We start from the raw sequence: 26,168 nt of genomic DNA on the forward strand, positions 1-26,168 counted from the left end.
GTATGGCACGCGAGGTTCCCAAGTCCGCGCGCGGTCTTCTAAGCTATTTCACCCGTCACCCTACGTTGGCCAACCTATTCCTTGTGATGCTTGTCGCGGCGGGGCTGATGGCCGGACCGAACATGCGGGCACAGTTTTTTCCGGATGTTGTTTTGGACGACATCAGTGTGCGTGTCACATGGGAAGGGGCCGGTGCCGAAGACATAGACGCCGCGATTGTGCAGGTTCTGGAACCGGTCTTGCTGGCGGTTGAAGGGGTAGAAAGTTCGGGCGCGTCGTCTAGTGAAGGCCGCGCTGTAATCGGGTTAGAGTTTGAGCCTGACTGGGACATGTCGCGCGCCGCAGATGACATTCAAACCGCTGTTGATACGGTATCGACCTTGCCCGACGGGGCGGAGGACCCCGTGGTCCGGCGCGGGGTTTGGCGCGACCGTGTGACTGATCTGGTTATCACAGGCCCGGTTGGTGTCGATCAACTGGCACGTTTCGCGGATGAACTGGTGGTGCGTTTGTTTGCCGAAGGGGTCACACGAACAACGATCCAAGGGCTTGCTGCGCCGCGAACCGTGGTCGAGGTCCCGTCTGCCAATCTGGTGGAATTCGGCGTCACAATGAGCGATATTTCAGACGCAATTGCCGCCGAAGTTAATACCTCTCCTGCGGGGGATGTCGGCACCGCCGGCGCACGGGTCCGAACTGGCGTCGAAAAACGCAGCGCTGATGATATTTCTGACATTGCTTTGCGGTCCAACCCTGACGGATCAAAGCTCACGATTGGAGATGTTGCGGTTATTCGGGTCGAAGGCCCTGACCGTGATCGAAGCTATTTTGTTGGCGACAATCCCGCAATTTCGATCCGCGTGGATCGATCCTCTCAAGGGGACGCAATTCGCATTCAGCACAGTGTTGAAGATGTCGCCCGAGAGTTTGAACAATCGTTGCCTGACGGAGTCAGCGTGGACTTGATCCGCACCCGCGCCGAAGCAATCACCGACCGGCTGAACATTTTGCTGGAGAACGGTTTGACCGGCCTCATGCTTGTGGTGCTGCTGCTGTTCTTGTTTTTGAATGCACGGACTGCCCTTTGGGTTGCAGCAGGTATTCCAACTGCAATGCTGGCCGCAATTGCGTTGATGTATGTGGCGGGATTGACGATCAACATGATCTCTTTGTTCGCGTTGATTATTACCCTTGGTATTGTCGTGGATGACGCCATTGTTGTTGGAGAGCATGCCGACCATTTGGCGAAAAAGGGTTTGGATCCCTTTGTCGCCGCCGAAACGGCAGCCCAACGCATGTCTTTGCCTGTTGTGGCTGCAACCTTGACCACCGTTATCGCGTTTTTCGGGCTAACGGCCATTGGCGGCAGGTTCGGCAACTTAATTTCGGATATCCCGTACACTGTCATTGTAGTGTTGATCGCATCACTGATCGAATGTTTCCTAATTTTGCCCAATCACATGGCGCACGCTCTTGCTCACAGTGCCAGCAAGCATTGGTATGATATCCCTTCCAGAGTGGTGAATGTCGGGTTTTGTTTTTTCCGTGACAAGCTTTTTCGCCCCTTTATGGGGGTGGTGATTTCTGCGCGCTATGTGGTGATTGCAGGGGTTATTTTGGCCTTGGCCACGCAGGTAACGCTTCTGATAAGCGGTGATGTGCAGTGGCGGTTTTTTAACGCGCCGGAGCGGTCGTCGGTTACCGGCAATTTTGCGATGGCACCGGGGGCAACGCGTGCGGATTCGCTGGAACAGTTGAAACTGTTTCAACAGGCCACTGAAGAATTGGCGAAAGAATACGAAGACGAACATGGCACAAACCCTCTGGTTTATGTGCTTGCTGAATTGGGCGGCAACGCAGGGCGCGGCTTGTCCGGCGCGGATACCAAAGACGCCGACCAGTTGGGCGGTATTTCCATTGAGCTGATCGAAGCGGATGATCGCCCTTATTCCAGCTTTGCCTTTGTGGGTGATCTTCAAGAGCGTGTTCCGCGCCATCCCTTGGTTGAGACCCTGTCCTTTCGGGGGTGGCGATCTGGTCCGGGCGGAGACGCGCTGGATGTGCAATTTTACGGGGCCTCGTCCAGTGTCCTGAAATCTGCATCGGAAGACCTGAAAACTGCGGTTGCCCGATTCTCTGAGGTCTCTGCCGTTGAGGACAATCTGTCCTATGACAAAGAAGAGCTGATCTTGCAGCTGACGGCACAGGGGCGGGCGCTTGGCTTCGATATCGAAGGTTTGGGGCATGTTCTGGGGGATCGTTTGGGCGGGATCGAGGCCGCCACCTATCCAGACGGGCCGCGCAGTGCTGAAATCCGGGTGGAACTACCAAAGGGAGAGCTGACAGCCGATTTCCTTGAGACGTCCCAGATGCGCACGCCAGACGGAGCCTATGTGCAACTTGCCGATATTGTCAGTGTCGAACGCCGCACGGGGTTTTCCACTGTACGTCGTGAAAACGGTATTCGACTGATTTCAGTCACAGGCGACATTTCAGAAGATGATCCTGCCCGCGCCACCGAAATAATCAAACTGCTGGAAGAAGAGATCTTGCCGGAAATCTCTGTCAACCGGCAGGTCGAATACAACTTGTCTGGACTTAGCGAGCAAGAAGGCGATTTTTTAAAGGATGCTGGCACGGGTTTGACACTTGTACTTTTGGGGATTTATCTCGTTCTGGCTTGGGTTTTTGCAAGCTGGACAAGGCCCTTGGTGGTGATGGCCGTTATTCCCTTTGGGTTGATCGGCACGATTTACGGCCATGACTATTGGGGCGTGCCACTCAGCATGTTTACAGTTGTTGGCCTGCTGGGGATGACTGGCATTATCATCAACGATTCCATCGTGTTAGTGACGCAGATTGATGAATACGCTGCGGATCGCGGCCTTGTGCCATCGATCATTGACGGAACGGTGGATCGATTGCGGCCTGTCTTTTTGACCACAGCCACAACCGTGCTGGGTTTGGCCCCATTGTTGACGGAACGATCCGCGCAAGCACAGTTTTTGAAACCAACCGTGATCACTCTGGTCTATGGGTTGGGCTTTGGGATGTTCTTGGTTTTGCTGGTGATTCCAGCTCTGGTTGCCATCCAGCACGATGTCGCGCGGTATGTTGCGGCCTTTAAACGCGGGATCAAGTTCCGCGGCATGGCCATACGGGTTTGGTTGGCGCTGGCCTTTGCGGTGATGTTGGCTTGGTTGGGTGTCACTTTGGGGTACACCGCATGGTTCGGCCAATTGCCGGAGGTGCTGGCGCAGGGGCCAGTGGCACAGGTTGCCCCCAATTTTGCGGCCCTTGGCTTGTTCTTGGTCGGCGCAGGGGCGCTTGCCCTCGTGTTCTATATCTTGGGGGGATTTGGATTGGGTATAAAGCGGATGATGCGGAGTTAAGTCAGCCGTCGCAGCCGCGAATGTCTACAGGCATTTTGCCGCCTAAAACGGTGATACGGACACGGGATCGGTCCAAGGCAAAGGCGTTCCCGTCCATATGGGCCATGCGTGCTTCTGCCAGCAATTGCCCGCCTTCCCACCATGTCCGCGGCTCCCCTACCCAAATCTGGGGGTTCGCGGTTTCGATAACGGTTTCTTCGCGGCCCGTCCCTTTCGGCATTTTAATTTGCGCGCGCAGCGATAGCCCGCCGTCTGCCGGGGAAACCACACAGGACACTTTCGAAACGCCAGCATCTTTTGCGTTATACGGTTCATCTGCCAAGGCGGCGGCAATTGCCGGATCGGGGCGTGTTTGGTCAGCTGAGAGTACGGTCTTGACCCGTACCCGATGCGGAAGGCAGACATCCTTGCAAATGCCGATGTTGATCGTGCCCTTTAGCTGCGCGTTGCTGCCTGTTTTGTTCATTTGAATGCGCAATGGCAGCACAACATTGCCGGAATACCCGACTGAGCGCATGCCTGACTGGTGAAACACCTGAGGGGCGGGCCAGTGAACGGAGACACTTTTGACGTCCTTGGCACCCGTCCATTGGAATTGCGGCGGGATGCCTGCGTCTCCGGGCGCGCGCCAATAGGTTTTCCAACCCGGTGCCAATTGCAAATGCAACGCAGCCATATGCGAGCCATCAGCCATGCGCCAACCGGGGCGTAGTTCCGCTTGGACGATGTTTTCATAGCTTTCGGCAGCGCCAATAGACGGCAATAGCAAAGCGGCAAGTGTCAATATTTTGCGTATCATGCCTCTGACTTGGGGTTTTTCGCGCAGAAATGAAAGTCACATTCTGGCGATGATGTGCGTGAAACACCTTAGAGTTGTTCGCTTGACCTGCGGCACCAGTCGCTCTTGCGCAATGAGTGCGACCAAGCCATGTTGAGTACAAGACTGTTGAAAGGCCTGTGATGACGATAAAAGACATGACTGCCCCTACAAATCTAACCGGGCACATGTTGATTGCCATGCCCGGCATGGGTGATCCTCGATTTGAGCACAGTGTGATCTTGCTATGTGACCACTCTGATGAGGGAGCAATGGGGCTGATCATCAACAAATCCAGTGATGATCTCGATATGCCGACTTTGCTGTCGCAACTTTCGATTGACGTGAAAGACGACTTTGAAAAACATCCGGTGCATTTTGGTGGTCCTGTCGAAATGGGGCGCGGGTTTGTGTTGCACAGCCCGGACTACAAATCGCTGGTGACGACGCTTGAGGTCCGGGACGACATTCACATGACCGCGACGCAGGACATTCTTGAGGATCTTGGCAAAGGTGAAGGTCCTGAAAAATGGATGATGGCGCTAGGCTATGCTGGTTGGGGGGCCGGGCAACTTGAAGGTGAAATCGCCGAAAATGGATGGTTGATCTGCGATGCCGTGCCTTCGATTGTTTTTGACCTACCGGATGTTGCCAAATGGGAAGCCGCGCTTGAAACGCTTGGGGTTGGGGCCTTGGCCTTGTCAGCAGAAGGCGGCAGAGCGTGATGCCGTCGGCTAGCCCAAAAAAGCCCTGAATGAGAAATGACGAAAAAGGCGACAAAAACATGACGCTATCTGCAATTTGGTCACCGGTTCGGGTGGCTTGGAGCGCTGAAAATGCACCGTCGGACCTTGCGATCGGTAATGCGGAACGCCTGATGGTTGCCTTGGCCGTTTCGGGGCATTTGCCCGATTGGGCAGGGCGGGGCGATTGGCCGACGGTCTGCTTGAATTGGACCAGCGCCAAAATCGAAATCGAAGTCTTCGATGATGTTTATGAATTGTGCCAATTTTCCCCCGAAGCCCATTCAACGGTTATGGTTGTTGAATATGCAGCAACGCCAAGCGGAATAGGTGATTTGGTTTCTGCGATGCGATTTAACGATCAGCTGCAGCCCGGTTAAGCCGATCATTGATAGCCGCGCCCATACCGGTATTTGGAATGGGAGATACAGCGATAATCTTAGCGTGACCTGCATCCAAACGGTGCAAAAACTCAAACAGATTGGCAGCGGCTTGGGTTAGATCAGCCGTTGCGGATAGGTTCAGATCGCAATCGACCTCCCCAAACCCGAGGCGCGCTTCGCCAGATGCCCAAGATGTGGCATTTAACCGGACACGCGCCCGTGGCGCATAGTGTGACTTGATTTGACCGGGCGCAGAGATCTCAGCTGCGTCGTCTCGGATGGTGACTGGCGCGGCCAAAACCTGTGTTAGCTGGTCAAGGGTGACACCGCCGGGACGCAGCAACGTGGGCGTGCCCGCCAAGCCCAAAATCGTTGACTCCAAGCCGACAGCGCAGGCTCCGCCATCTAGAACGGCATCAATTTTACCAGAGAGATCGCCCAGCACATGCTCTGCGCGCGTCGGGCTGATCTGGCCTGATGTATTGGCCGACGGTGCCGCCACTGGCCCGTCAAATTCCGTCAACAAGTTGTGGGCCACTGTGGCCGAAGGCACGCGCACTGCAAGGGTATCAAGGCCAGCGGTGACCAGTTTGGACACCCCCGCATCGGGTTTGAGCGGTAAAACCAAGGTCAAGGGGCCGGGCCAGAAGGCCTGCGCAGCCCGTTCCGCCGCGTCGTTCCATTCAACCAGCTCTTTGACGGCGGCCACAGATGGAAGATGTACGATCAAGGGATTGAAGCTGGGCCGCCCCTTGGCCGCATAGATGCGCGCCACGGCGTGATCGTCGCATGCATCAGCACCCAAGCCATACACCGTCTCGGTCGGAAAGGCGACCAAACCGCCACCCCGCAAGATGGCCGCAGCACTGCTTAGTCCCGCCGCATCGGGCTGCAACCGCTGTGTCCCAAGTTCTGCCATCTCGCCCTCATGTTTTGTGTGACGCGGCGTTTCGGTTGATGGCCGGGCCTGTCCATTTCATCGTGTTCACAGACACCTTTAGCTACAAGAGCGCTTGGCCAATGCCAAGCCATACGGGAGATCCCATGTCGTATCGTGCCCCGCTGGATGAATATCGTCTGCTGTTGAACCATGTTGTCGGCTTTGATGCCGTGGCGGGGACGGACAAGTTTGCGGATGCCACCCCCGAAACGGTGGATGCTATTTTGACCGAAGCCGCCAAGATGTGCGAAGAAGTCCTGGCCCCGCTCAACCGCAACGGCGATCTTGATCCTGCGGTTTTGGAAAACGGTAAGGTTCGCAGCTCCAAGGGCTTTGCTGAAGGGTACAAAGCCGTTGCAGATGGCGGCTGGGTCGCGGTTTCAGCGGATCCTGAATATGGCGGAATGGGTTTGCCCATGACGGTGACATCCATCGTCAACGATATGATGGTTGCGTCCTGCATGGCGCTTCATTTGAACCCTTTGATGACCCAAGGCCAGATCGAAGCGCTGGAGCATCACGCAAGTGACGCGATCAAGGATCTGTATCTACCCAAACTGGTCACCGGTGAATGGGCAGGCACAATGAACCTGACGGAACCGCAGGCGGGATCGGACGTTGGCGCGCTGTCTTCGAAGGCAGAGCCGAATGGCGACGGCACCTATAGTGTCACTGGTCAAAAGATCTTTATCAGCTGGGGCGACAACGATTTTACCGAAAACGTCTGTCATCTGGTTTTGGCGCGCTTGCCGGACGGGGTTCCGGGCACAAAAGGCATCAGCCTGTTTTTGGTCCCGCGCAATATTCCTGATGAAACAGGCGCACCGGGGACAGCGAACAGTCTCAAAGTCGTGAGCCTTGAGCATAAGCTGGGTCTGCATGGCAGCCCGACCTGTGTAATGGCCTTTGAAGGGGCAAAAGGCTGGCTGATTGGCAAGGAAAACGACGGCATGCGCGCCATGTTCACGATGATGAACAACGCCCGCCTTGGTGTCGGAGTGCAAGGTGTTGGCACGGCAGAGGGAGCCACCCAAAAGGCGATGGAATATGCGCTTGAGCGTAAACAAGGCCACACGCAAGAAGGCACAATCATTGGCCATGCCGATGTGCGGCGGATGCTCGCGACCATGAAGGCAGACACGTTTGCCGCCCGTTCAATTGCCCTGTCCTTGGCTGTGGCGATTGATATGTCCAATGCGACAGGGGATGCAGAGTGGAAAGCGCGGGCGGCATTTTTGACTCCGATCGCCAAGGCCTTTGGCACCGATACCGGCATTGATGTCGCAAACATTGGCCTGCAAGTGCATGGCGGCATGGGGTTTGTCGAAGAAACCGGCGCGGCCCAATATGTCCGTGATGTGCGCGTGACCTCAATTTATGAGGGCACGAATGGCATTCAGGCAATGGATCTGGTTGGCCGTAAACTGATGGATGGTGGCGAGGCAGCGTATCGCTTGCTGGACGAAATCGAAGCCTTCGCGGAAGGCGCGCGGACCACTTTTCCCGAACTGGCAGAGCTTGTTTGGCAGTCATCGGAAAACCTGCGGGAAACCACCGAGGCTTTGGTCGCGCGCGATATGCCGGATCGTTTTGCCGTGGCTGTGCCGTTCTTGCGCGGCTTTGCGCGGGTGTTGGGCGGATATTTCCACCTTTGCGCGGCGATGGCAAAGCCGGACAGGGCCGAGGCACGGATTGCACGGTTTTACATCACACGCTTGTTGCCGGAACATGTCGGGCTTTTGGCGCATGCCCGCGAAGGTGCAGCGGATTTGATGGCTATTTCACCCGACGACTTGGCAGTGTAAGGGCCCTTATGACCAATGTGATCCGCTACCCGTTTGAAACGCCCCCCGCCCCCGGCGAAGCCATCGAAGTTGCTGATGGCGTGCTGTGGATGCGCCAGCCGCTGCCGATGAAGCTGGATCATGTAAACCTTTATGCGCTGGATGACGGCGATGGCTGGACCATTGTCGACACCGGATTTTCCACCCGCAAATCACGTGAAATTTGGGAAACGGTTCTGGCCGGCCCGCTAAAGGGCAAGCCGGTTCGCCGTGTGATCGGAACGCACCACCATCCCGATCATATTGGGCTGGCCGGTTGGTTCCAAAAGGAACACGGTGCCGAACTGGTGATGACCCGCACGGCGTGGCTGATGGCGCGAATGCTACAACTCGATGTGCAGGAACTGCCCACCGAAGAGACGGTAACCTATTGGAAGGGTTGCGGGATGGCAGAGGATGAATTGGCGGAACGCGTGGCGGGCCGCCCGTTCAATTTTGCCGATTGTGTCTATGAAATGCCACTGGGCTTTACCCGTATCCAGCAAGACGATGTGATCCGTGCCGGTGGCCGTGATTGGGACATTCATATCGGAAACGGTCACGCACCTGCGCATGCGACACTATGGTCCCGCGATTGCGATCTGGTTCTGACCGGCGATCAAATCCTGGCCTCGATCAGCTCAAACCTCGGCGTTTACGCCACCCAACCCGAAGCGGACCCTGTGGGCGAGTGGCTCGAATCTTGTGAACGCCTGTCGAAACTGGCCCGGCCCGAGCATTTGGCGCTTGGCGGGCACAAGTTGCCCTTTACCGGTGTACCGCAACGCATGCGGCAGCTGATCGACAATCACCACGGCGCGCTAGAGCGCTTGCTGGACCATCTGGATACGCCAAAATCTGCCGGTGAGTGCTTTATGCCGCTGTTCAAACGTAACATTTCTGGCGGGGAATATGGTTTGGCGTTGGTTGAATCCATGGCGCATTGTTTGCATCTTTGGCACGAAGGCCGCGCCACCCGGACTTTGCGCAGCGATGGTGCTTGGGTTTTTCAAGCGAACTGAAGCGATATTCTGGATGCATTAATTCGGAACGGCTCTGGCTTCTTGTGTGGTTCTTTGCCAAAATGTTCTGAGGAACATTGGATAGACCGATGAAGGGGACACATGACCGACGCAATCGCCACTGCTGCCGAAGCGCATGAAGCAGACGCAATGCCACGCCGGATCGATGTGCATACCGAGGGATCCGCAATTCCGACGGATGACTTGCCAGAGGCCATCACCAAAAAACCGGTACAACAGAAAAGTCCGGCGGAATGGGCTTATGAGCGGCTGATTCTCTATATTCAAAATTTTGAAAAGCAGTTGGATAACGAGCATGAAGTCGCAATGGGCTTTGCTGGTGGGGATGCTGGTATTCTGCGGATAGAAGGCCTTGGGTTTTACGACCCTGATATTGTGACCTTCTATGGTACGGATCCAACTGGCGCGCGCACGCAATTGATCCAGCACGTCAGTCAGCTCAGTGTTATTTTGCGGGCTTTGCCGAAGGCTGCGAAAGAAGAAAATAGCCCGCCGCGCCGCATCGGATTTCATCTCATTAGTGAACTGGGCACCAAATGAGCCGCGACATTTCTGCGCGATTGTGATCGTGACAGAATCTACAAAATGCGCTAACTCCAGCTGGAAACGCTAAGAAATAGGACGAAACATCATGGCCGAACATAAAATGGGCAGCATGGACATCACCGAACAGACAAAAACGTTTGACGGTTTCATCACTTTTACAATCCGTTCGCTGATCGCGATCTTTGCGATTGTGGTTATTTTGGCTCTTTTCGGAGCGTAAAAGCACCGTTGTTACTCATTTAAGGGGGAAGCTGATGGGACTACGTTCCTTGGCCTTTATGTTTGCGGCCGCATTTGCGTTGGCTGGATGTGAAACTCAAAAAGCCGGTCCCGATTCTACCCCGGAGCAGGCAGCGCAATCAGCGTACCGTCATGACGGTCCGCCAGCGCTGACGCTTTACACAATGATCAACAACAACTCGGGTGCGGGTGCGCATACCAGCCTGATGATCAACGCCAACCAACGTGTGGTCTTTGACCCCGCCGGAACCGTCCGCCTAAAGGCCGTGCCCGAGTTGAATGATGTCCTTTACGGTGTCACGCCCAAGGTCAAAGATTTCTACGAACGCGCCCATGCCCGCAATACATTCCATGTCCGCATTCAGCGGGTCGAAGTGCCAATGGAAGTGGCGATGCAGGCCATTAGGCTGGCGCAAAAAGCTGGTCCGGTTGCGTCCGCGCAATGCGCATCGTCGACGTCCCAGATTTTGAAACAATTGCCGGGGTTCGAAGGCGTCAACAGCACGTGGTTCCCAAACAAATTGGCTGACCAGGTTGCCAAAGTTCCCGGCGTGTCGGAACGCGTTTTGCGTGAAAACGATGACGACGATAAACAGGTTGCCATAGCTGAGTTCGAAGCCAAACAGGCCGATCGGTAAGTCAGTCGAAATTCTTCAAGCAGGCCAATAGGCCGCTGCGATCATTACGGCGGCCCCTGTGCCAAGGGCTCCGTAAACACTTTTGCTGAAATAGCCGACGCAGACAGCAGATAGCGCCGCAAATAGGCGGACAGGGTCCGTTTGCCCGCCCGTCGCCGCTGGCCAGACGACCAGCGGTGTGACCAGCGCGGCCAGTACCGCAACGGCTGTGTATCGCAAGTGCCGCATGACCCATTCGGGCATGGCGCGATCACCAACCAACCCCAAAAACAAAAACCTAAGCCCGAAGGACCCGACGGCCAATGCGGTAATCACTATCCAAAGGTCCGTTTTATCAATCATAGCAGACCCCTGCGTTCCATTTCGGCACCAACGGCCATTCCGCCAAGGGATGCAAAAATCAAACCAAGGTTAAACGGCACCCAGATCAGTCCAAGCGCTAGGAGGCAGGATGTCATCGCAGCTCCTTGATGTGCCTTTGTCCTCAAGGCGGGGGCCACCATCGCGATAAATGCAATTGGCAGGGCGAAATCAAGCCCGTTTTCAGATGGAATAGATGCGCCAAGAAAGGCCCCAAGTGCTGCAAAGACATACCAGAGCGGGCACACAGGGGTCATAACCCCCATGAAATACGCAAATTTTTGCGACACGTTTTCGTCGGGATGTTTTTCGTAATCAATGGCCGATGCAGCATAAGTAACGTCAACGATGAAATAGGCCGCGATTACCCGTTTCCACAGTGGCAACGGGCCCAGATACGGCACAAGGGCGGCTGAATACATCGCCATGCGCAAATTGACGATCAGGGCCGAAACGATGACAACCAGTAAAGGCGCATTTTCATTCATCAATTGCAGGGCTGCAAATTGGGCAGACCCTGCAATCACCGCGACCGAAAACGCCACGGTTTCAAACACCGAAAGTCCTGATTCCGTGGCCAAGACCCCAAACAACGTCGCAAAGGGGGCAATCACCAAAAAGAAGGGCATCCCGTCGCGAAAGCCTCTCCAGTAGCTTGACATCACATCGCTACGCGCCATGACTTACCCCTCAATCCCTAGACCCAAGCCGTAGCCAAGGCCCGAGCCATATGCAATTGCCGAAAAACGATTATCTGATCGCCCCAGACCCCAGCGCCCCGCGATTGACGCGTGCAGTGGTCGGCACCGATCACACCGGTGCCCCCGTGGATGTGTCGGTGGTCGAAGAGCGCCCGTTAACGATTTACCTGAACCGCCAGGAAATTGTGACGGCAATGACCATTGGCGATCATCCCAAATATCTGGCGCTTGGGTTTTTGCGCAATCAAGGGATGCTGTCGGATGAGGCTGACATAACGGGCGTCGATTACGACGAAGAGCTTGAGGTCGTTGTGGTGCGCACCGCGTCCGAGACGACTTATGAAGAAAAGCTACAGAAAAAGACCCGCACCAGCGGCTGCGCTGTTGGCACCGTGTTTGGCGACATGATGGAAGGGCTCGATCAGGTTACTCTACCGGCTTCGGAACTGCGGACGTCATGGCTCTATGCCTTGGCGCAACGCATCAACACAACGCCGTCGCTGTATCTGGAGGCCGGTGCGATTCATGGCACCGTGTTGTGTCAACGCGATCGGCCTTTGGTCTATATGGAGGATGTCGGGCGCCATAACGCAGTTGATAAAATCGCCGGTTGGATGTTGTCCGAAGGGGTCTCTGGCGGCGACAAGATGCTATATACCACCGGGCGCTTGACCTCGGAGATGGTGATCAAAGCGGCGCTGATGGGCATCCCGGTGCTGGCGTCCCGGTCTGGTTTTACCGCATGGGGCGTCGAAATCGCGCGGCAGGTTGGAATGACCTGCATCGGCCGAATGCGCGGAAAACGGTTTGTGTGTTTGAGTGGCGAGGAACGCTTAGTCCGCGATATCGATCCCGATAGCGTTCCTGAAGAGGCCAAGAAATCGCGGCGGAAGGCGGCGGAATGATCTCTGTTTGGCCGAGGCGTGTCGTGGTTGTCATTCCTGTGGTCTCGGCTTTAAAAAGTACCAAACCAGTCAGCAAAGTTAGGACGTTTCCATGAAACAACCCGTAGGAGTGATCCTTGCTGGTGGTCAGGCGACCCGCATGGGCGGCGGAGACAAAGGGCTGCTGCAATTGGGTGGGCAGACGTTACTGGCCCGTGTGATCGACCGGATCGACCCACAAGTGGCCGGTCTGGCATTGAATGCCAATGGCGATGCCGTGCGTTTTGATCGGTTCCGCTTGCCGGTGGTGCCCGATAGCATTGCCGAGTTTCCCGGCCCGCTGGCGGGTGTTCTGGCGGGGATGGATTGGGCGGCATCGCAAGGCGCAGACACGGTGGTGACCGTCGCCGCTGATACGCCGTTTTTCCCCGGTGATCTGGTGCCGCAATTGCTGCTGGCTGCTGATGGGCAAGAACACCCACTTGTTTTGGCAACCACCCCGCGTGGGGCAGGTGAAGCGCTGAAATCTGGCGGTGGTCGCAAGGTGAACCGGCATCCGACCTTTGGCATTTGGCCCGTTGCGCTGCGCGATGATCTGCGCGCGGCCTTGCACGGCGGTTTGCGCAAAGTGGTGCTTTGGACCGACAAACATGGTGGCCGCGAGGCGCTGTTTCCCGTGACAAGATTTGATCCATTTTTTAATGTCAACACGCCCGAAGATCTGGCGATGGCCGAGGGTTATTTGGGATGAAGGTTTTTGGCGTCACTGGATGGAAGAACGCTGGTAAAACGGGGTTGATGGAACGGCTTGTCGCCGAGATCACCAAGCGTGGGTTTTCCGTCAGTACGGTGAAACATGCTCATCACGCCTTTGATGTCGATCACGAAGGGCGGGATAGTTACCGTCACCGCGTAGCAGGAGCCCATGAAGTGATGCTTGCGTCAGGTGTGCGTATCGCTCAAATGAGCGAATTACGCGGCAGCGCCGAGCCGCCTTTATCCGACCTTTTGGCCCGTCTGAAACCGGTCGATCTGGTGCTGATCGAGGGCTATAAACGCGAACCTCATCCGAAGATCGAAGCCTTCCGTGAAGTGGCCGGTCATGATCTGATGGCTCCGCAGGACGGGACAATTGCCGCTGTGGCCGCCGACATAGCGCTAGAGGTGGATCTCCCTGTTTTTGATCTGGATGACACCGCGCGGATTACGGAATTTGTGTTGCGACAGGTCGGGCTGATTGCTGAAGCGCAGCCAACCTCGAATCTCAAACCGCCCCCACTTAAGAACGACTGTTTTGCGCTGCCTCCAGGGGTGAACTGGACCCCTGTGGATGAGGCCTTGGAGGCCCTGCGCACCCGTTTGACAACAGTGGTTGGCCGGGAAACTGTGCCGCTTGAACTGGCTTGCGGACGGGTATTGGCCGCAGATTTGGTCGCAAAACGGTCAAACCCGCCGCTGCCGAATACAGCGGTGGACGGCTATGGCTTTGCCGGTGCGGTGCCCGAAGGCGAGGCGGTATTTCCCTTGATCGCAGGGCGTTCTGCGGCCGGTGTTCCCTATCAAGGGCGTGTGCCAGACGGGCACGCGATTAGGGTCCTAACAGGGGCCGCTTTGCCGGACGGCGTTGACACGGTGGTGCTCGAAGAAGACTGCGCGATCAGTGAAACCCAAATCGCCTTTAACGGGCCGGTCAAGCACAAGTCCAATACACGAAAAGCCGGCGAAGACGTCGCCGAAGGCGATATTGCCCTTTCGAAGGGGCGGGTCCTGACGCCTGCCGATTTGGCACTGGCGGCGGCGGTGGGATTTGGCGAACTGCCGGTTTTTCTGCCTTTGCGGGTCGGTGTTTTGTCTACGGGTGATGAACTGGTCGAACCGGGACAAGAGGCTGGCGTAGGGCAGATTTTCGACGCCAACCGTCCGATGCTTTTGTCTGCCATCGCGCGTTTTGGATATAAGGCCGTGGACTTGGGGCGCGTCGCGGACAGCCGTGTGGCTTTGACGGATCAGCTCAAAAACGCCGCCGCCAAAGTTGATGTTATTTTGACCTCGGGCGGGGCATCTGCAGGCGATGAGGATCACGTTTCGGCTTTGCTGCGTGAAAGCGGGGCCTTGGCTGAATGGCGGATTGCCCTGAAACCGGGGCGACCATTGGCGCTAGGGATCTGGGACGGCGTGCCGGTCTTTGGGCTGCCGGGAAATCCGGTTGCGGCCTTTGTGTGTACGTTGATATTTGCCCGTCCGGCGCTGTCGGTTTTGGCGGGCAGCGATTGGCGCGTGCCGGACTATTTTGATGTACCTGCCGCCTTTTCAAAACGCAAAAAGCCGGGCCGGCGTGAATACTTGCGGGCGCGGATGCGCGGCGGTCGCGTTGAGGTGTTCAAGTCCGAAGGATCGGGCCGCGTGTCAGGTCTCAGCTGGGCCGAGGGGCTGGTTGAACTGGGGGACGAAGGCCGCGAGATATCCGAAGGCGATCTGGTGCGCTTTTATCCCTACGGCAGTTTTGGCCTCTGACCGCCAAGGCGGTCCAGCCCAATAGCTTCTAACCTCAGTCAAACGTACCCGCGACACGGCCAAGCAACATAAAGGCGCGGGCGGTCCGGGTGGCGGCCAATTCAGAGATTTCGGCGTCGGTCGCGTGTTGTTCGAACAACGCGATATTTTGATCAAAGCGTCGCAAGAAATGGTGCGCAGCGTCGCGAAAGATAGGATCTTGCTTCATTCGGCCAGCGGTAAGGGCCAAGGACGAACGGTCGCGCACGCCGCCCAAACCCGCCACTTCACGCCCGCGCGTGCCGCGCGCAAAAGTGCGCCAGACTTCTGGACGGGCCATATCGGGGCGCAGGTCGTCCATATAGATGCCGTCTTGGGACATCAGGGTGAGCACGTCTTGGGCGGCTTGGATCAGCTGCGCCGCCTGCCTGTCCTTCAATGCGCGGCGCAAAGCGGCAAACCCTTCGGTGTCTTCGGCAGTTTCAGGGAAATGCAGCGCGCGAATAAAGTCTTCGTTGCTCAGCGGCGGGCGGTGGACTTCGGCGGGTGTGCCAAGAGACAACACTGGTTGATCTTCTTCCACCGGCTCTTGAGCGGAATCCGGGGTCACGATTGGGGTCGGATCAGCCTGACGCATGCCTACCAGCATCGCGAGGGTGGTTTCCTGATTTTTCTGTGTCGCGGCAATTTCGTCGAGCCGCTTAAGAACAGCTGGATGCGGTGTCTCGCTCCGGCCGGATTGTGCTTGGGTCACATAGGCCTGCCGGATTGCGTCAATAGCGGCTGCCAAGCGGGCGCTTTCCTCGCGCATGACGCGGGTTGACCGCACCGTCATTGCCGCAACCCAAATCAGGGCGATTGGCATCATAATAACCATCACCCGCAACAAAAAACTCATGCCATCGGCTTCGACCGGACCGCCCGTCAGGAAATACGAGCCTGACAATCCAAGCCAGAGCACAGTGGCCACAATCGCGGCCATTTCAATCGAGGTGATGCCCGACACAGCCGTCCGGTCGTAAAGACCGGGGGGCGTTGGGCGGGCTTCTTTGCGGTCTGACATGAATGCTGCTTACTTAAAGACGACTTCGAGGATTTCGTAGGATTTCAGGCCGCCGGGTGTTCGCACTTCGACGCTGTCGCCTTCTTCTTTGCCAATCAAACCGCGTGCAATCGGGGATTTGACGTTCAAAAGGGCTTTTTCGACGTTGGCTTCGTGTTCGCCGACGATTTGCCACGTTTTTTCTTCGTCCGTATCCTCATCCACAAGCTTGACCGTAGCGCCAAATTTAATGGTGCCGGACAGGGTCTTGGGGTCGATCACTTCGGCGAGACCGATCACGCTTTCCAGCTCTTTGATACGGCCCTCGATAAAGCCCTGTTTTTCGCGGGCAGAGTGATACTCGGCGTTTTCCTTCAGGTCGCCGAGCTCGCGGGCTTCGGCGATGGCCTGAATAATCGTAGGGCGCTCAACGGATTTGAGCTGCTTCAATTCAGTTTCAAGCGCAGTGAAGCCTGCGCGGGTCATCGGGAACTTGTCCATTATGTCGTATCCGTTGTTATTCTTAACTTATCCGGGGCGGGCGGCCCCTTGGGCCCGATCCAGTATCGCAACACAATGTGCGCATGCGCCTGTGCATTGCAACAAGGCAATGCCAAAGTCCAGCAAAAGCGGGCGATTCACTGTATCGGGCAGCCAGTTCCGCCGATTCCGTCGCCGGTTGTCTCGCAAGGATCGTTGGATTTGGCAGGGGTCGCTGCCTCGAAGACTTGCTCAAGAACCGGTTCAGCGGTGTTGGGGGAGGGAGCTGGGGCGGCGCAGGCTGTCACAAGCGCGAAAATTCCGAGGGCAAGGCATCTGGAGATCATGAAGGGTTATCCTTGCTTGTGTAAAAATAAGCTCCGGCACGAAACCGCTGATCGGCCCTGTCTGGGGCTTTGGATTTCATGGCGTTTGCTTTTGCATTTATGTCAGCCAGCACTGCCATTTGTCCGACCTCAAAATCCGCGGCCAAAGTGGCAACCTGCGAAGGCGTCAATCCAGTGTAATGCACTGCCCGTTCAAAATGTGCCGGACGGGCACCTTGGACATTTTCGCAAGCCGCCAAGACATGATCGCCTGTGTTGTCTGACAAATAGGTGAGTTGTTCATCGCTGCCGCGCAACGGCACATAGGCCTTTTGCTGCAATGTGATATGGCCATCTTCCCCGATGGAAACTGTTCCCGCCGCCTCCAGTGTATCGAGCATGGTGCGCGGATGAACGTCTTGCCGAACGTTGCGCGCAAGGCTTTCAAACGACGGCGCAGGTCCGTTTCGAGGAAGCGGTTTCGGCCCGCGTTCAATGCAATACTCTGCATGGGTTTGCCACATCGCCACAAGTTTGCTTAGTGGGTTTTTGCGCGCGGGTTTGGCCTCAAAGGCGCGCAGTCGTGCAATATCGCGGCGCTGCAAACCAGTCATAACCGACAGGCGGCTGTCGGTGGTCTTATCTGCGGACTGAACCTGCGCAGCGCGGACGTAATGCCCCTTTAGTCTTTCTGATAGCTCGAAAAAAGGCACACCACGTGCTACCATGAGGCGCGCGAGCGCTGCGAGCAATGAGTCGAAGGTTTCCAGCATAATGTGCAATATGCACATTTATGTTGATTGATGCAATTGGGTTGATTAATGTGTAATTGACACATTTTTGGAGAGTGCGATGGTGATTGTGGATCAATTAAATGTCCAAACCGGTCAGCCGCGCAAAAAATTTATTGCCATTTTGTTGGGGCTAAGCGTCTTGGCGGGTTGTAGCGTGCCTGAGATCAGCGACTTCGAAATGGGGGCGGTATTGGATGGCAAAGCCGCTTCTGAACCGCCTGTCGTTGCCGAAGAGGCCATGGTCGAGCCGATGGTGTTGCCTGCTCTCCCGGATGCGGGCACAGCTTCAACGGGTGCTTCCCGCCGCGGTGTCGTGACGGCTGGCGACATTGACGACGGGCTGAATTTAGACGCCTTCAAGCGGTATCAATCTCGGGCGGCCAAAGATTTGGATCTGCCGCGCGCCAATCTATTAACGCCTGTTCAGGTGCAGATGGTCGGGCCGGACAATCGTCCGGCACCGGGGGTGTCCTATACGCTTCGTAAGCCGGGCGCCCCTGACCCTTTTCATTCCGGGTATTCGGGTGTGGATGGACGCATTTCAGTCTTTCCTGCCTCATTGGGGGCAAACCGCCAGTCCAAGGTTGAGCTGCGCGCGTTTGAAAATGGCGAAGAGGTGCTTCGCAAGGTTCTAACGACAGGCGAGCGAAATCGGGTCACAGTGCCTGCCTCTGAAGGGTGGACGCCGGATTTTCTCGATCTGGTGTTTGTCTTCGACACGACGGGTAGCATGGGGGATGAGCTGGCTTGGCTGACCAAGGAATTCGCTGGCATTGTGCGCCAAGCAAGGCGCGCTGCGCCCGGTGTTGATGTGCGCTATGGGTTGGTCGCTTACCGTGATGTTGGCGATGACTATGAAGTGCAGAACTACGGTTTCACGGATCAAAAGCGCGAGATGCAAAGCTGGTTGCGCAAGTTGGATGCCAATGGTGGTGGCGACTACCCCGAAGCTGCAGATCGCGCGCTGCATGCGGCGGTCAATCTGGACTGGCGGCGCGGCAAAGGCGAACGGATCATTTTTCACATTGCTGATGCGCCGCCGCACAAGCAAGGTGCCTTGTCTTATGTACGTGCGGCCCAAATTGCGGCCGGACAAAACGTACAGATCTTTGGGTTGGGGGCCAGTGGCGTCGGCGCTGAATCGGAATATCTGATGCGTCAGGCTTCGGTTTTGTCCGGGGGGCGGTATTTGTTTTTGACCGACGATTCCGGTGTTGGGAACAGCCATGCCGAACCGGATATCGCCTGCTACCGCGTGACCGCTCTCAAAGACCTGTTGGTTCGGGTTTTGGCGTCAGAACTCAGTGGCGTTCGCAATGAGGCCACAGATTCGGCAGTGCTTCGAGAAGTTGGGAACTATGCCAATGGAGTCTGCCTCCAGTGAACCGGCAGGTTCTGTGTGCAAGGAAATTGCGCTAACACCGAGTCATTTGGCAGCATTCTGTCGCATTCCCTGAAATGGACGCCGTGTTCCGATTGACCAATGCTGCGCCGCCGCGCTACGTCTCGCTTTGAAAAAAACAAAAGCCAATACCCCGGGAGGACACCGGCATGACCGACGTACAACGCGAAGCGATGGAATATGATGTTGTGATCGTAGGCGGCGGCCCAGCTGGCCTGTCTGCAGCGATCCGTCTCAAGCAACTGAATGCTGACCTTGAGGTCGTGCTGCTGGAAAAGGGATCCGAGATCGGTGCGCACATCCTATCCGGCGCGGTTCTGGACCCCTCGGGTCTTGATGCTCTGATCCCGGATTGGAAAGAAAAGGGCGCGCCCCTGACGGTGCCGGTCAAAGAAGACAACTTCTATATGTTGGGTGAAGCGGGCCAGATCCGGATCCCCAACTGGCCGATGCCGCCGCTGATGAACAACCACGGCAATTACATTGTGTCGATGGCCAACGTATGCCGGTGGATGGCGGAACAAGCCGAAGCGCTGGGCGTGGAAATCTTCCCCGGAATGGCGTGTTCCGAATTGATCTACGGCGACAATGGCGAAGTACGCGGCGTAGTCGCCGGTGAATTCGGCAAAGAAGCCGACGGCAGCCAAGGCCCAAGCTATGAACCGGGTATGGAGCTGCTTGGCAAATATGTGTTCTTGTCCGAAGGGGTCCGCGGATCACTGTCTAAAGAGGTGATCGCCAAATATGACCTTCAGGCTGGAAAAGAGCCGCAAAAGTTCGGTCTTGGCATGAAAGAAATCTGGGAAATCGATCCAGCCAAGCACAAAGAAGGCACTGTGACCCATACGATGGGCTGGCCTTTGGGCGGCAACGCCGGCGGTGGTTCCTTTATCTACCACATCGAGAACAATCAGGTTTACGTCGGCTTTGTCGTGCATCTGAACTACAAAAACCCGCATCTGTATCCCTACATGGAATTCCAGCGCTTCAAGCATCACCCGATGGTCGAAGAGCTGCTGAAGGGCGGCAAACGTGTGGCTTATGGCGCGCGCGCCATTTCCGAAGGTGGTTTCCAGTCGATGCCCAAGATGGTTGCGCCGGGTGTCGCGCTGCTTGGGTGTTCGGTGGGGATGGTCAACGTGCCGCGCATCAAAGGCAACCACAATGCCATGTTGTCTGGCAAAGCAGCGGCAGAAGCCGCGTTTGCTGCAATCAACGCAGACCGTTCCGGTGATGAGCTGATTGACTACGAGGCCGAGGTGCGCAACGGCGCTATCGGTCAGGACTTGAAGAAAGTCCGCAACGTCAAACCGATGTGGTCTAAATGGGGTTTGACTGCCTCTTTGGCGCTGGGCGGGATGGACATGTGGACCAACACGCTTGGTTTCTCGCTGTTTGGCACCATCGGACATGGCAAAAACGACGCCGAAAGCACCGGTGCAGCAGCGGCCTATGAACCGATCGACTATCCAAAGCCCGACGGAAAAATCAGTTTTGACCGCCTGACCAATGTCGCGTTCAGCTTTACCAACCACGAAGAAAGCCAGCCGGCGCACCTGAAATTGATCGACGAAAACGTGCCAATCTCGATCAACTTGCGCCAGTTTGCCGAGCCTGCTCAGCGTTATTGCCCGGCAGGGGTTTACGAAGTTGTGACAGAAGAGGGTAAGGACCCGAGGTTTGTCATCAACTTCCAAAACTGCGTGCATTGCAAAACCTGCGACATCAAAGATCCAAGCCAGAATATCACCTGGACGGTTCCGCAGGGTGGTGACGGGCCGAACTACCCGAATATGTAAACGTTAAGCGAGCTTTCATTTTTGCCTGCGACAGTCCGGTTACGGAATGCGTGGGCAGAAAATGAAGGTACGGGAACAACGTTGGCCCAGTTCTTGGGCGATTGAGCTTCGCACCCGCGAGGCTCCTTTTCTTGTGCGGGTAACGAATGTCAGCGCCTCTGGTCTGCGGTTTGAAGGGCAGGTCGCGGCGCGCCTCGGCCAGATCGTAAAGTTCAAAGTGCTTGGGCAGGTTGTTACCGGAAAAATCGCACGCATTTCTTCGGAGACCGGGGCAGTGGTCTTTCGAAAAACGATCAGCCCGACAGAATTGGCCATCATGCGGCAGCGCCGTTCAATTTGCGATATCTAAGTTTCCAGAGCCATTCGGCAAGGTCCGGTTTAACGGCCTTGTCAGACTTGTGCGATTGCTTTGGGGTAGCGGGGAGCTTAGGCTCTGACCAACCGAGCAGAAAACAAAGGGGCGCATAGTGGCATTTTGGGCAAACACAGTTCGAGCAGCATGTATCGCAGCGGCAATATCAACGCCTGCGGTTGTCGCAGCCAACGGGATTGCTGGCGATTATCTGGCCGCACGTCAGGCAAGCTTTGCCGGTGATTTTAAAACTGCCGCTCACTATTACGGGCGGGCTATTATGTTTGACCCCGAAAAACCCGAGCTGCTGGAGCGAGGTATTCTTGCGAATTTGGCTTTGGGGCAGATCGAAGTTGCAGCTGGGCTGGCGGACCGGATGGCTGAACTGGAGCTACCCAGTCAGATCTCGCACATGGCCTTGATTGCGCGCGATGCCAAAAACGAAAACTATGATGCCATTTTACAGGCGATTGACACCAAGCGCGGGCTGGGGCCGCTGGCCGATGGCATGGTGCGGGCTTGGTCGGAACTTGGGCAGGGCGACATGAGCGCCGCTTTGGTTGGTTTCGAAGAGGTCAAGAAAATCCAAGGGCTTGCAGGGTTTGCGATCTATCACAAAGCATTGGCGCTGGCCTCCGTTGGTGATTTTGAGAGTGCCGAGACCATATTTTCAGCGGATGGCGCTGGTGGATTGGGAATGACACGGCGCGGGATCATGGCCCATGCGGAAATCCTAAGTCAATTGGATCGCAATGCTGATGCGGTGACCTTGCTTGATCGCGCTTTTGGACGTGACCTTGATCCCGAGCTTGACGCAATGCGCTTGGCGCTAGAGGCCGAAGAAAAACTGGCGTTCACGCATATCAGATCGCCGCGCGACGGAATTTCCGAGGTGTTCTTTTCGCTGGGCGGGGCCTTGGCAAACGAAAACAACGATGAATTGACGTTGATGTATACGCAGATCGCGGAATATCTGCGTCCCGATCACGTGGATGCGATTTTGCTTTCTGCCGAGATTATGGATGCCATGCAGCGCTACGACCTTGCCGTAGATACTTATGCGCGGGTGCCCAAGGACCACAGCTCGTTTCATGCGGCTGAGTTGGGCCGCGCTGCCGCATTACGCGCCCAAGGTAAGTCCGACGAGGCGATTGCCGTTTTGCAAGAGCTGACCCAAAGCCATGGTGATCTGCCGATCGTGTATTCGACATTGGGTGATCTCTATCGCGCGGATGAGCAATTCGCAGAGGCTACTGTCGCTTACACCACGTCGATTGATCTGCTCGAAGAAGTCACGAACCGGCAGTGGTTCTTGTATTACACGCGCGGAATTTCCCTTGAGAGACAGGGTAATTGGGACGGTGCCGAGGCGGATTTGCGCAAAGCGCTTGAGCTGAACCCCGACCAACCGCAGGTGTTGAACTACCTGGGGTATTCCTTGGTCGAAAAGCAGATGAAACTGGACGAAGCGCTGGCGATGATCCAACGGGCGGCAGCGACCCAGCCCAACGCAGGTTATATTGTAGATTCCCTCGGTTGGGTTTTGTACCGGCTGGGTCGATACGAAGAAGCGGTTCCCCACATGGAACGTGCTGCGGAATTGATGCCAATTGATCCAATCGTCAATGACCATTTGGGTGATGTCTATTGGTCTGTGGGCCGAGCCCGCGAAGCCGAATTTATGTGGAAGCGGGCGCTGTCTTTTGCGGATTGGGAAGAAGCTGCGGAAGAGGCCGATGTAGACCGCATTCGCCGCAAAATCGATATTGGTCTTGATGCTGTTTTGAAAGAAGAGGGCGCTCCGCCGCTGAAACTGGCTGATGGCGACTGAGGTATTTGCGCCCGCCAAGATTAATCTGACACTGCATGTAACCGGGCAGCGATCCGACGGGTATCACCTGTTGGATTCGCTGGTGGTCTTCGCCGATTTCGGTGACAGACTGCGGGTGACACCGGCCTCTGAAATGTCGATTACGGTGACCGGCCCTTTTGCGGAGGGGGTGCCGCTGGATCAGCGCAACCTGTGTTGGCGGGCTGCTGAGCTGTTCGGAGAAACCGTTTCAATCGAGCTGGAGAAGAATTTGCCCCATGCGGCGGGCATTGGCGGAGGGTCGTCTGACGCTGCCGCTGTTATATCCGCGATGGAGCAAATATTCGATCGCGCGATCCAAGGTGACCCGCTGACCTTGGGCGCCGATGTGCCAGTCTGCGCCGTGGGCAAAGCGGTGCGTATGCAGGGCATTGGGGATCAGCTGGGCCTTTGTCATTTCCCGCCGCTGTGTGCTGTTCTCGTGAACCCCGGAGTGCTGGTGCCGACGCCATTGGTCTTCCAAGGTTTGACGTCCAAGGAGAATCCCGGGATGGGGGCTTTGCCGCAGCCTGATGTGCCGTCTGACGTCTGGGACTGGCTTGTGGCCCAAAGAAACGACCTTCAGGCACCCGCAATTGCAGCGCAGCCGGTGATTGGCGGCGTTTTAGAGGGCCTGTCAGGGCTTGCTGGCGTGCGCCTGGCGCGGATGTCGGGATCCGGCGCGACATGTTTTGGCATTTTCGAACACGCCGAATTTGCAAAGCGGGCCGCACAGCACATCCAAAAGGCCCATCCAGATTGGTGGGTACGGGCCGTTCAGCTTAGTTAAGGATCAGTTGACCCGCGACACCACATAATCATTCAGCTCGATAAGCAGGTCGCGCAATTCGCTTTGAGGCAGGGTCTGCATCGCGGATTTGGCGCGCTCGGCCCAAGCCAATGCCTCTTGGCGGGTGTCTTCCAGCGCGCCATGTTTGTTCAGCAAGGCGATGGCATGCTCAAGGTCGCCGTCGCGCTGATCGCCTTTTTCAATGACCCGTTTCCAAAACGCGCGGTCTTCGTCATTGCTTTTGGCGATGGACTTGATCAGAGGCAATGTCAGTTTGCGTTCGCGGAAATCATCGCCGACGTTTTTGCCAGTGGCGTCCGATCCCCAATAGTCCAGCAAATCATCCACAATTTGAAACGCGATTCCCAAGGCATCGCCATAATCGAATAGTGCTTGCACTTCGTTCGCAGGACTTCCCGCGATCACGCCGCCCACTTCGGTTGCAGCCGAAAACAGCGCTGCGGTCTTGCCGCGGACGACCTGCAAATAAATGTCTTCGGATGTTTTCAGATCTTGCGCTGCTGTCAGTTGCAGCACTTCGCCTTCGGCGATTGTGGCCGCCGCATTGGACAAAATACGCAAAACATCGAGGTTTTTGGTTTCCGTCATCAACTGAAAGGATCGGGCAAACAGGTAGTCGCCGACCAAAACGCTGGATTTATTGTCCCACAAAAGGTTGGCCGTCGGACGGCCGCGCCGTTTGTTGCTTTCATCCACAACGTCATCGTGCAGCAAGGTTGCGGTGTGAATAAACTCAACTGTGGCGGCCAGATGCACGTGGTAGGGGCCCGTATAACCACACATCCGAGCAGCGGCCAGTGTCAGCAGAGGGCGCAGCCGTTTGCCACCAGCTTCGACCAGATGGGCCGTGACTTCGGGGATGCGCGGTGCATGCTTCGACGCCATGCGATCACGGATCAACGTGTTCACAGCAGCCATATCTTCGTCCAGCAAGGTTGCCAAACGCTCATGCGGTTTTAGCGGTGTTTGTTTCACGCTCATCACACTCCCGTACAAGGGTCGACATTTGCCGTTCCTTGTCCTTACATCCCTGTCATGGAAGAGCTTTTAAGAACAAACGACATCACGCTGATCCCGCTGGCGAAAACCCTTCTGAACGAGAAGGGTATAGACAGCTTTGAATTGGACGTAAACATGAGCATTCTAGAAGGTAGCATCGGCATTTTGCCGCGCCGCCTGATGGTCCGCGCTGACGAGATCAATCAAGCGCGGCGGATTTTGCGCGAAAACGGAGTGCGGTTTGAGGACTGAAGGTTTTGCCGCGGCAGATTTAACCGAAGACGATTTTTTGGGCGGCAAGGTTCGCATCCGACAACCGATCGACGGATACAGGGCGGGGACAGACCCTGTTTTGTTGGCTGCCTCAGTCGAGGCATTAGCAGGCCAATCGGTCTTGGAATTGGGCTGCGGGGCCGCTCCGGCCCTGTGTTGCTTGGGTGTGCGGCTGCCGGGCCTTGTTTTGCACGGCTTGGAACTGCAACCCGGATATGCGTCTTTGGGGCGCGAGAACCTAGAGCGGAATGGTTTACAAGGAACCATATGGCAGGGCGATATTGCTGATCCTCCGGCGCAAATGAAGGCTCAAAACTTCGATCATGTCATCGTCAACCCACCTTATTTCGAAGGTGGAAAGCGGGTGGGAGCGGAGGATAACGGTCGTGAAATCGCCCTTTCTGGGACCACGAGTCTGCACACGTGGGTCAAGACTGCGACAAAACGCCTGAAACCTCGCGGCTATGTGACCTTTATTCAGCGGGCTGAACGCTTGCCTGAACTTATGTCTTCGATGACTCAATATGTCGGCTCGCTTGAACTGTTACCGTTATTGCCTCGTGCGGGCCGGCCGCCTCGTCTTATTTTGCTACGTGGACGCAAAGACGGCCGCGCGGATTTTCGGTTTCACAGCCCGCAGGTCATCCATGAAGGGGCAAGCCACACAGAAGACGGAAAGCGATACAAAGCGCCATTCCAAGCGATCTTGGGCGCAGGTGCCGCGCTGCCTTTTTCGGCATAAAATGGCCAATTACTGGGCGGTTGACATAATTCCTTTGTAATACTGTGCAGGTGCAGCGTGACAACCGGTTCTGATTGTGCTGGACTGTCTTTGTTACCGATCAAAAGGAGGAAACTATGAGCTTGAGTTCACACGTGCAGGAACTGAAGAAAAAACATCAGTCGCTTTCCGACAGCATCGAGACGGCACAACGCGCGCCGGGCATCGATGACCTGCAAATCGTGGACATGAAAAGGCAAAAGCTGAAGATCAAAGAAGAAATCGAACGGCTTAGCGCGCCAGTCGCGTAAGGACTT

At 56.2% G+C, this 26,168-nt stretch carries 28 protein-coding genes; 19 read left to right on the forward strand and 9 right to left on the reverse strand.

Translation table 11 applies throughout. The features are described 5' to 3' along the window. Positions 1-2 precede the first annotated feature (2 nt). A complete protein-coding gene (locus C8N36_RS19775; RefSeq protein WP_097806443.1) occupies positions 3-3,392 on the forward strand; it encodes an efflux RND transporter permease subunit in 3,390 nt (1,129 codons plus the stop codon). Between the two features lies 1 nt (position 3,393). Here the strand turns inward: C8N36_RS19775 and C8N36_RS19780 are convergent, their stop codons facing one another. Next, the gene (locus tag C8N36_RS19780; protein WP_097806444.1) at positions 3,394-4,191 is read right to left on the reverse strand and encodes a protein-disulfide reductase DsbD domain-containing protein; all 798 of its coding nucleotides are present in this window, start codon (positions 4,189-4,191) and stop codon (positions 3,394-3,396) included. A 176-nt stretch (positions 4,192-4,367) separates the two neighbouring features. Here C8N36_RS19780 and C8N36_RS19785 point away from each other — a divergent pair, with 176 nt between their 5' ends. Next, complete coding sequence (locus tag C8N36_RS19785) at positions 4,368-4,934, forward strand: YqgE/AlgH family protein (protein WP_097806490.1); 567 nt, start codon at positions 4,368-4,370, stop codon at positions 4,932-4,934. A gap of 59 nt (positions 4,935-4,993) precedes the next feature. Further along, on the forward strand, positions 4,994-5,332 hold the full coding sequence (locus C8N36_RS19790; protein WP_141468210.1) for a hypothetical protein: 339 nt from the start codon (positions 4,994-4,996) through the stop codon (positions 5,330-5,332). On the opposite strand, the gene C8N36_RS19795 is transcribed toward C8N36_RS19790, so the two are convergent. Further along, complete coding sequence (locus C8N36_RS19795; RefSeq protein WP_097806446.1) at positions 5,307-6,254, reverse strand: L-threonylcarbamoyladenylate synthase; 948 nt, start codon at positions 6,252-6,254, stop codon at positions 5,307-5,309. The genes C8N36_RS19790 and C8N36_RS19795 overlap by 26 nt on opposite strands. Before the next feature lie 125 nt (positions 6,255-6,379). Here C8N36_RS19795 and C8N36_RS19800 point away from each other — a divergent pair, with 125 nt between their 5' ends. The 5 genes from C8N36_RS19800 (at position 6,380) to C8N36_RS19820 (ending at position 10,565) form a co-directional block, all read left to right on the forward strand. Then, positions 6,380-8,080, forward strand: coding sequence for an acyl-CoA dehydrogenase (locus tag C8N36_RS19800; RefSeq protein WP_097806491.1), 1,701 nt, complete (start codon positions 6,380-6,382; stop codon positions 8,078-8,080). Positions 8,081-8,088: 8 nt separating this feature from the next. Then, entirely contained in the window at positions 8,089-9,120 is a 1,032-nt protein-coding gene (locus tag C8N36_RS19805; protein WP_097806447.1) for an MBL fold metallo-hydrolase, read from the forward strand. Positions 9,121-9,222: 102 nt separating this feature from the next. Beyond that, positions 9,223-9,681 carry a DUF6173 family protein gene (locus C8N36_RS19810; protein WP_097806448.1) on the forward strand — a complete coding sequence of 153 codons (459 nt, stop codon included), beginning with the start codon at positions 9,223-9,225 and terminating at the stop codon, positions 9,679-9,681. A 91-nt stretch (positions 9,682-9,772) separates the two neighbouring features. Next, positions 9,773-9,907 (forward strand): aa3-type cytochrome c oxidase subunit IV, encoded by a 135-nt coding sequence (locus tag C8N36_RS19815; RefSeq protein ID WP_097806449.1) that lies wholly within the window; start codon positions 9,773-9,775, stop codon positions 9,905-9,907. A gap of 34 nt (positions 9,908-9,941) precedes the next feature. Continuing rightward, positions 9,942-10,565, forward strand: a complete 624-nt coding sequence (locus C8N36_RS19820) for a hypothetical protein (RefSeq protein WP_245910998.1) — start codon at positions 9,942-9,944, stop codon at positions 10,563-10,565. Positions 10,566-10,580: 15 nt separating this feature from the next. On the opposite strand, the gene C8N36_RS19825 is transcribed toward C8N36_RS19820, so the two are convergent. Next, positions 10,581-10,907 (reverse strand): AzlD domain-containing protein, encoded by a 327-nt coding sequence (locus tag C8N36_RS19825; protein ID WP_097806450.1) that lies wholly within the window; start codon positions 10,905-10,907, stop codon positions 10,581-10,583. After that, on the reverse strand, positions 10,904-11,605 hold the full coding sequence (locus C8N36_RS19830) for an AzlC family ABC transporter permease (protein ID WP_097806451.1): 702 nt from the start codon (positions 11,603-11,605) through the stop codon (positions 10,904-10,906). Before C8N36_RS19830 ends, C8N36_RS19825 begins: the two co-directional genes overlap by 4 nt. A gap of 50 nt (positions 11,606-11,655) precedes the next feature. Here C8N36_RS19830 and C8N36_RS19835 point away from each other — a divergent pair, with 50 nt between their 5' ends. The 3 genes from C8N36_RS19835 to C8N36_RS19845 all read left to right on the forward strand — a co-directional run bounded on the left by C8N36_RS19835 (position 11,656) and on the right by C8N36_RS19845 (position 15,024). After that, on the forward strand, positions 11,656-12,531 hold the full coding sequence (locus C8N36_RS19835; protein ID WP_097806452.1) for a formate dehydrogenase accessory sulfurtransferase FdhD: 876 nt from the start codon (positions 11,656-11,658) through the stop codon (positions 12,529-12,531). A 91-nt stretch (positions 12,532-12,622) separates the two neighbouring features. Further along, positions 12,623-13,261, forward strand: coding sequence for a molybdenum cofactor guanylyltransferase MobA (gene mobA / locus C8N36_RS19840; RefSeq protein ID WP_097806453.1), 639 nt, complete (start codon positions 12,623-12,625; stop codon positions 13,259-13,261). Next, positions 13,258-15,024, forward strand: coding sequence for a bifunctional molybdopterin-guanine dinucleotide biosynthesis adaptor protein MobB/molybdopterin molybdotransferase MoeA (locus tag C8N36_RS19845; protein WP_097806454.1), 1,767 nt, complete (start codon positions 13,258-13,260; stop codon positions 15,022-15,024). The genes mobA and C8N36_RS19845 overlap by 4 nt, the downstream gene beginning before the upstream one ends. 34 nt (positions 15,025-15,058) lie before the next feature. Here C8N36_RS19845 and C8N36_RS19850 read toward each other — a convergent pair whose 3' ends face one another. The 4 genes from C8N36_RS19850 to C8N36_RS19865 form a co-directional block, all read right to left on the reverse strand. Next, entirely contained in the window at positions 15,059-16,066 is a 1,008-nt protein-coding gene (locus C8N36_RS19850; protein WP_097806455.1) for a hypothetical protein, read from the reverse strand. A 9-nt stretch (positions 16,067-16,075) separates the two neighbouring features. Continuing rightward, entirely contained in the window at positions 16,076-16,546 is a 471-nt protein-coding gene (gene greA, locus C8N36_RS19855; RefSeq protein WP_097806456.1) for a transcription elongation factor GreA, read from the reverse strand. A gap of 137 nt (positions 16,547-16,683) precedes the next feature. Further along, positions 16,684-16,872 (reverse strand): hypothetical protein, encoded by a 189-nt coding sequence (locus tag C8N36_RS19860; protein ID WP_097806457.1) that lies wholly within the window; start codon positions 16,870-16,872, stop codon positions 16,684-16,686. Next, on the reverse strand, positions 16,869-17,642 hold the full coding sequence (locus tag C8N36_RS19865; protein ID WP_306456926.1) for a DUF6502 family protein: 774 nt from the start codon (positions 17,640-17,642) through the stop codon (positions 16,869-16,871). The genes C8N36_RS19860 and C8N36_RS19865 overlap by 4 nt, the downstream gene beginning before the upstream one ends. Before the next feature lie 61 nt (positions 17,643-17,703). On the opposite strand from C8N36_RS19865, the gene C8N36_RS19870 reads away from it, so the two are divergent. The 5 genes from C8N36_RS19870 (at position 17,704) to C8N36_RS19890 (ending at position 23,837) form a co-directional block, all read left to right on the forward strand. Next, on the forward strand, positions 17,704-19,029 hold the full coding sequence (locus C8N36_RS19870) for a vWA domain-containing protein (protein WP_097806459.1): 1,326 nt from the start codon (positions 17,704-17,706) through the stop codon (positions 19,027-19,029). A 167-nt stretch (positions 19,030-19,196) separates the two neighbouring features. After that, complete coding sequence (locus tag C8N36_RS19875) at positions 19,197-20,846, forward strand: electron transfer flavoprotein-ubiquinone oxidoreductase (RefSeq protein WP_097806460.1); 1,650 nt, start codon at positions 19,197-19,199, stop codon at positions 20,844-20,846. Positions 20,847-20,907: 61 nt separating this feature from the next. After that, positions 20,908-21,195 carry a PilZ domain-containing protein gene (locus C8N36_RS19880; protein ID WP_170125934.1) on the forward strand — a complete coding sequence of 96 codons (288 nt, stop codon included), beginning with the start codon at positions 20,908-20,910 and terminating at the stop codon, positions 21,193-21,195. A 118-nt stretch (positions 21,196-21,313) separates the two neighbouring features. Next, entirely contained in the window at positions 21,314-23,029 is a 1,716-nt protein-coding gene (locus C8N36_RS19885) for a tetratricopeptide repeat protein (RefSeq protein ID WP_097806462.1), read from the forward strand. Further along, positions 23,019-23,837, forward strand: a complete 819-nt coding sequence (locus C8N36_RS19890) for a 4-(cytidine 5'-diphospho)-2-C-methyl-D-erythritol kinase (protein ID WP_097806463.1) — start codon at positions 23,019-23,021, stop codon at positions 23,835-23,837. Before C8N36_RS19885 ends, C8N36_RS19890 begins: the two co-directional genes overlap by 11 nt. 3 nt (positions 23,838-23,840) lie before the next feature. Here C8N36_RS19890 and C8N36_RS19895 read toward each other — a convergent pair whose 3' ends face one another. Then, positions 23,841-24,839, reverse strand: coding sequence for a polyprenyl synthetase family protein (locus C8N36_RS19895; protein ID WP_097806464.1), 999 nt, complete (start codon positions 24,837-24,839; stop codon positions 23,841-23,843). A gap of 54 nt (positions 24,840-24,893) precedes the next feature. Here C8N36_RS19895 and C8N36_RS19900 point away from each other — a divergent pair, with 54 nt between their 5' ends. The 3 genes from C8N36_RS19900 (at position 24,894) to C8N36_RS19910 (ending at position 26,162) form a co-directional block, all read left to right on the forward strand. Next, positions 24,894-25,109: a putative signal transducing protein gene (locus tag C8N36_RS19900; protein WP_097806465.1), complete on the forward strand. Its 216-nt coding sequence runs from the start codon at positions 24,894-24,896 to the stop codon at positions 25,107-25,109. Beyond that, positions 25,099-25,872 carry a tRNA1(Val) (adenine(37)-N6)-methyltransferase gene (locus tag C8N36_RS19905; RefSeq protein WP_097806466.1) on the forward strand — a complete coding sequence of 258 codons (774 nt, stop codon included), beginning with the start codon at positions 25,099-25,101 and terminating at the stop codon, positions 25,870-25,872. The genes C8N36_RS19900 and C8N36_RS19905 overlap by 11 nt, the downstream gene beginning before the upstream one ends. A 116-nt stretch (positions 25,873-25,988) precedes the next feature. Beyond that, entirely contained in the window at positions 25,989-26,162 is a 174-nt protein-coding gene (locus tag C8N36_RS19910; protein WP_097806467.1) for a YdcH family protein, read from the forward strand. Positions 26,163-26,168: the final 6 nt, after the last annotated feature.

The sequence above is a fragment of the Pelagimonas varians genome, from assembly GCF_003208435.1.
GTDB classification, from domain to species: Bacteria; Pseudomonadota; Alphaproteobacteria; order Rhodobacterales; family Rhodobacteraceae; genus Pelagimonas; species Pelagimonas varians.

Bases quoted from the DNA above. Each gene is read 5' to 3' on its own strand.
- C8N36_RS19775 (WP_097806443.1), top strand. From the start codon at position 3: ATGGCACGCGAGGTTCCCAAGTCCGCGCGCGGTCTTCTAAGCTATTTC.
- C8N36_RS19780 (WP_097806444.1), bottom strand. From the start codon at position 4,191: ATGATACGCAAAATATTGACACTTGCCGCTTTGCTATTGCCGTCTATT.
- C8N36_RS19785 (WP_097806490.1), top strand. From the start codon at position 4,368: ATGACTGCCCCTACAAATCTAACCGGGCACATGTTGATTGCCATGCCC.
- C8N36_RS19790 (WP_141468210.1), top strand. From the start codon at position 4,994: ATGACGCTATCTGCAATTTGGTCACCGGTTCGGGTGGCTTGGAGCGCT.
- C8N36_RS19795 (WP_097806446.1), bottom strand. From the start codon at position 6,254: ATGGCAGAACTTGGGACACAGCGGTTGCAGCCCGATGCGGCGGGACTA.
- C8N36_RS19800 (WP_097806491.1), top strand. From the start codon at position 6,380: ATGTCGTATCGTGCCCCGCTGGATGAATATCGTCTGCTGTTGAACCAT.
- C8N36_RS19805 (WP_097806447.1), top strand. From the start codon at position 8,089: ATGACCAATGTGATCCGCTACCCGTTTGAAACGCCCCCCGCCCCCGGC.
- C8N36_RS19810 (WP_097806448.1), top strand. From the start codon at position 9,223: ATGACCGACGCAATCGCCACTGCTGCCGAAGCGCATGAAGCAGACGCA.
- C8N36_RS19815 (WP_097806449.1), top strand. From the start codon at position 9,773: ATGGCCGAACATAAAATGGGCAGCATGGACATCACCGAACAGACAAAA.
- C8N36_RS19820 (WP_245910998.1), top strand. From the start codon at position 9,942: ATGGGACTACGTTCCTTGGCCTTTATGTTTGCGGCCGCATTTGCGTTG.
- C8N36_RS19825 (WP_097806450.1), bottom strand. From the start codon at position 10,907: ATGATTGATAAAACGGACCTTTGGATAGTGATTACCGCATTGGCCGTC.
- C8N36_RS19830 (WP_097806451.1), bottom strand. From the start codon at position 11,605: ATGGCGCGTAGCGATGTGATGTCAAGCTACTGGAGAGGCTTTCGCGAC.
- C8N36_RS19835 (WP_097806452.1), top strand. From the start codon at position 11,656: ATGCAATTGCCGAAAAACGATTATCTGATCGCCCCAGACCCCAGCGCC.
- mobA (WP_097806453.1), top strand. From the start codon at position 12,623: ATGAAACAACCCGTAGGAGTGATCCTTGCTGGTGGTCAGGCGACCCGC.
- C8N36_RS19845 (WP_097806454.1), top strand. From the start codon at position 13,258: ATGAAGGTTTTTGGCGTCACTGGATGGAAGAACGCTGGTAAAACGGGG.
- C8N36_RS19850 (WP_097806455.1), bottom strand. From the start codon at position 16,066: ATGTCAGACCGCAAAGAAGCCCGCCCAACGCCCCCCGGTCTTTACGAC.
- greA (WP_097806456.1), bottom strand. From the start codon at position 16,546: ATGGACAAGTTCCCGATGACCCGCGCAGGCTTCACTGCGCTTGAAACT.
- C8N36_RS19860 (WP_097806457.1), bottom strand. From the start codon at position 16,872: ATGATCTCCAGATGCCTTGCCCTCGGAATTTTCGCGCTTGTGACAGCC.
- C8N36_RS19865 (WP_306456926.1), bottom strand. From the start codon at position 17,642: ATGTGCATATTGCACATTATGCTGGAAACCTTCGACTCATTGCTCGCA.
- C8N36_RS19870 (WP_097806459.1), top strand. From the start codon at position 17,704: ATGGTGATTGTGGATCAATTAAATGTCCAAACCGGTCAGCCGCGCAAA.
- C8N36_RS19875 (WP_097806460.1), top strand. From the start codon at position 19,197: ATGACCGACGTACAACGCGAAGCGATGGAATATGATGTTGTGATCGTA.
- C8N36_RS19880 (WP_170125934.1), top strand. From the start codon at position 20,908: ATGAAGGTACGGGAACAACGTTGGCCCAGTTCTTGGGCGATTGAGCTT.
- C8N36_RS19890 (WP_097806463.1), top strand. From the start codon at position 23,019: ATGGCGACTGAGGTATTTGCGCCCGCCAAGATTAATCTGACACTGCAT.
- C8N36_RS19895 (WP_097806464.1), bottom strand. From the start codon at position 24,839: ATGAGCGTGAAACAAACACCGCTAAAACCGCATGAGCGTTTGGCAACC.
- C8N36_RS19900 (WP_097806465.1), top strand. From the start codon at position 24,894: ATGGAAGAGCTTTTAAGAACAAACGACATCACGCTGATCCCGCTGGCG.
- C8N36_RS19910 (WP_097806467.1), top strand. From the start codon at position 25,989: ATGAGCTTGAGTTCACACGTGCAGGAACTGAAGAAAAAACATCAGTCG.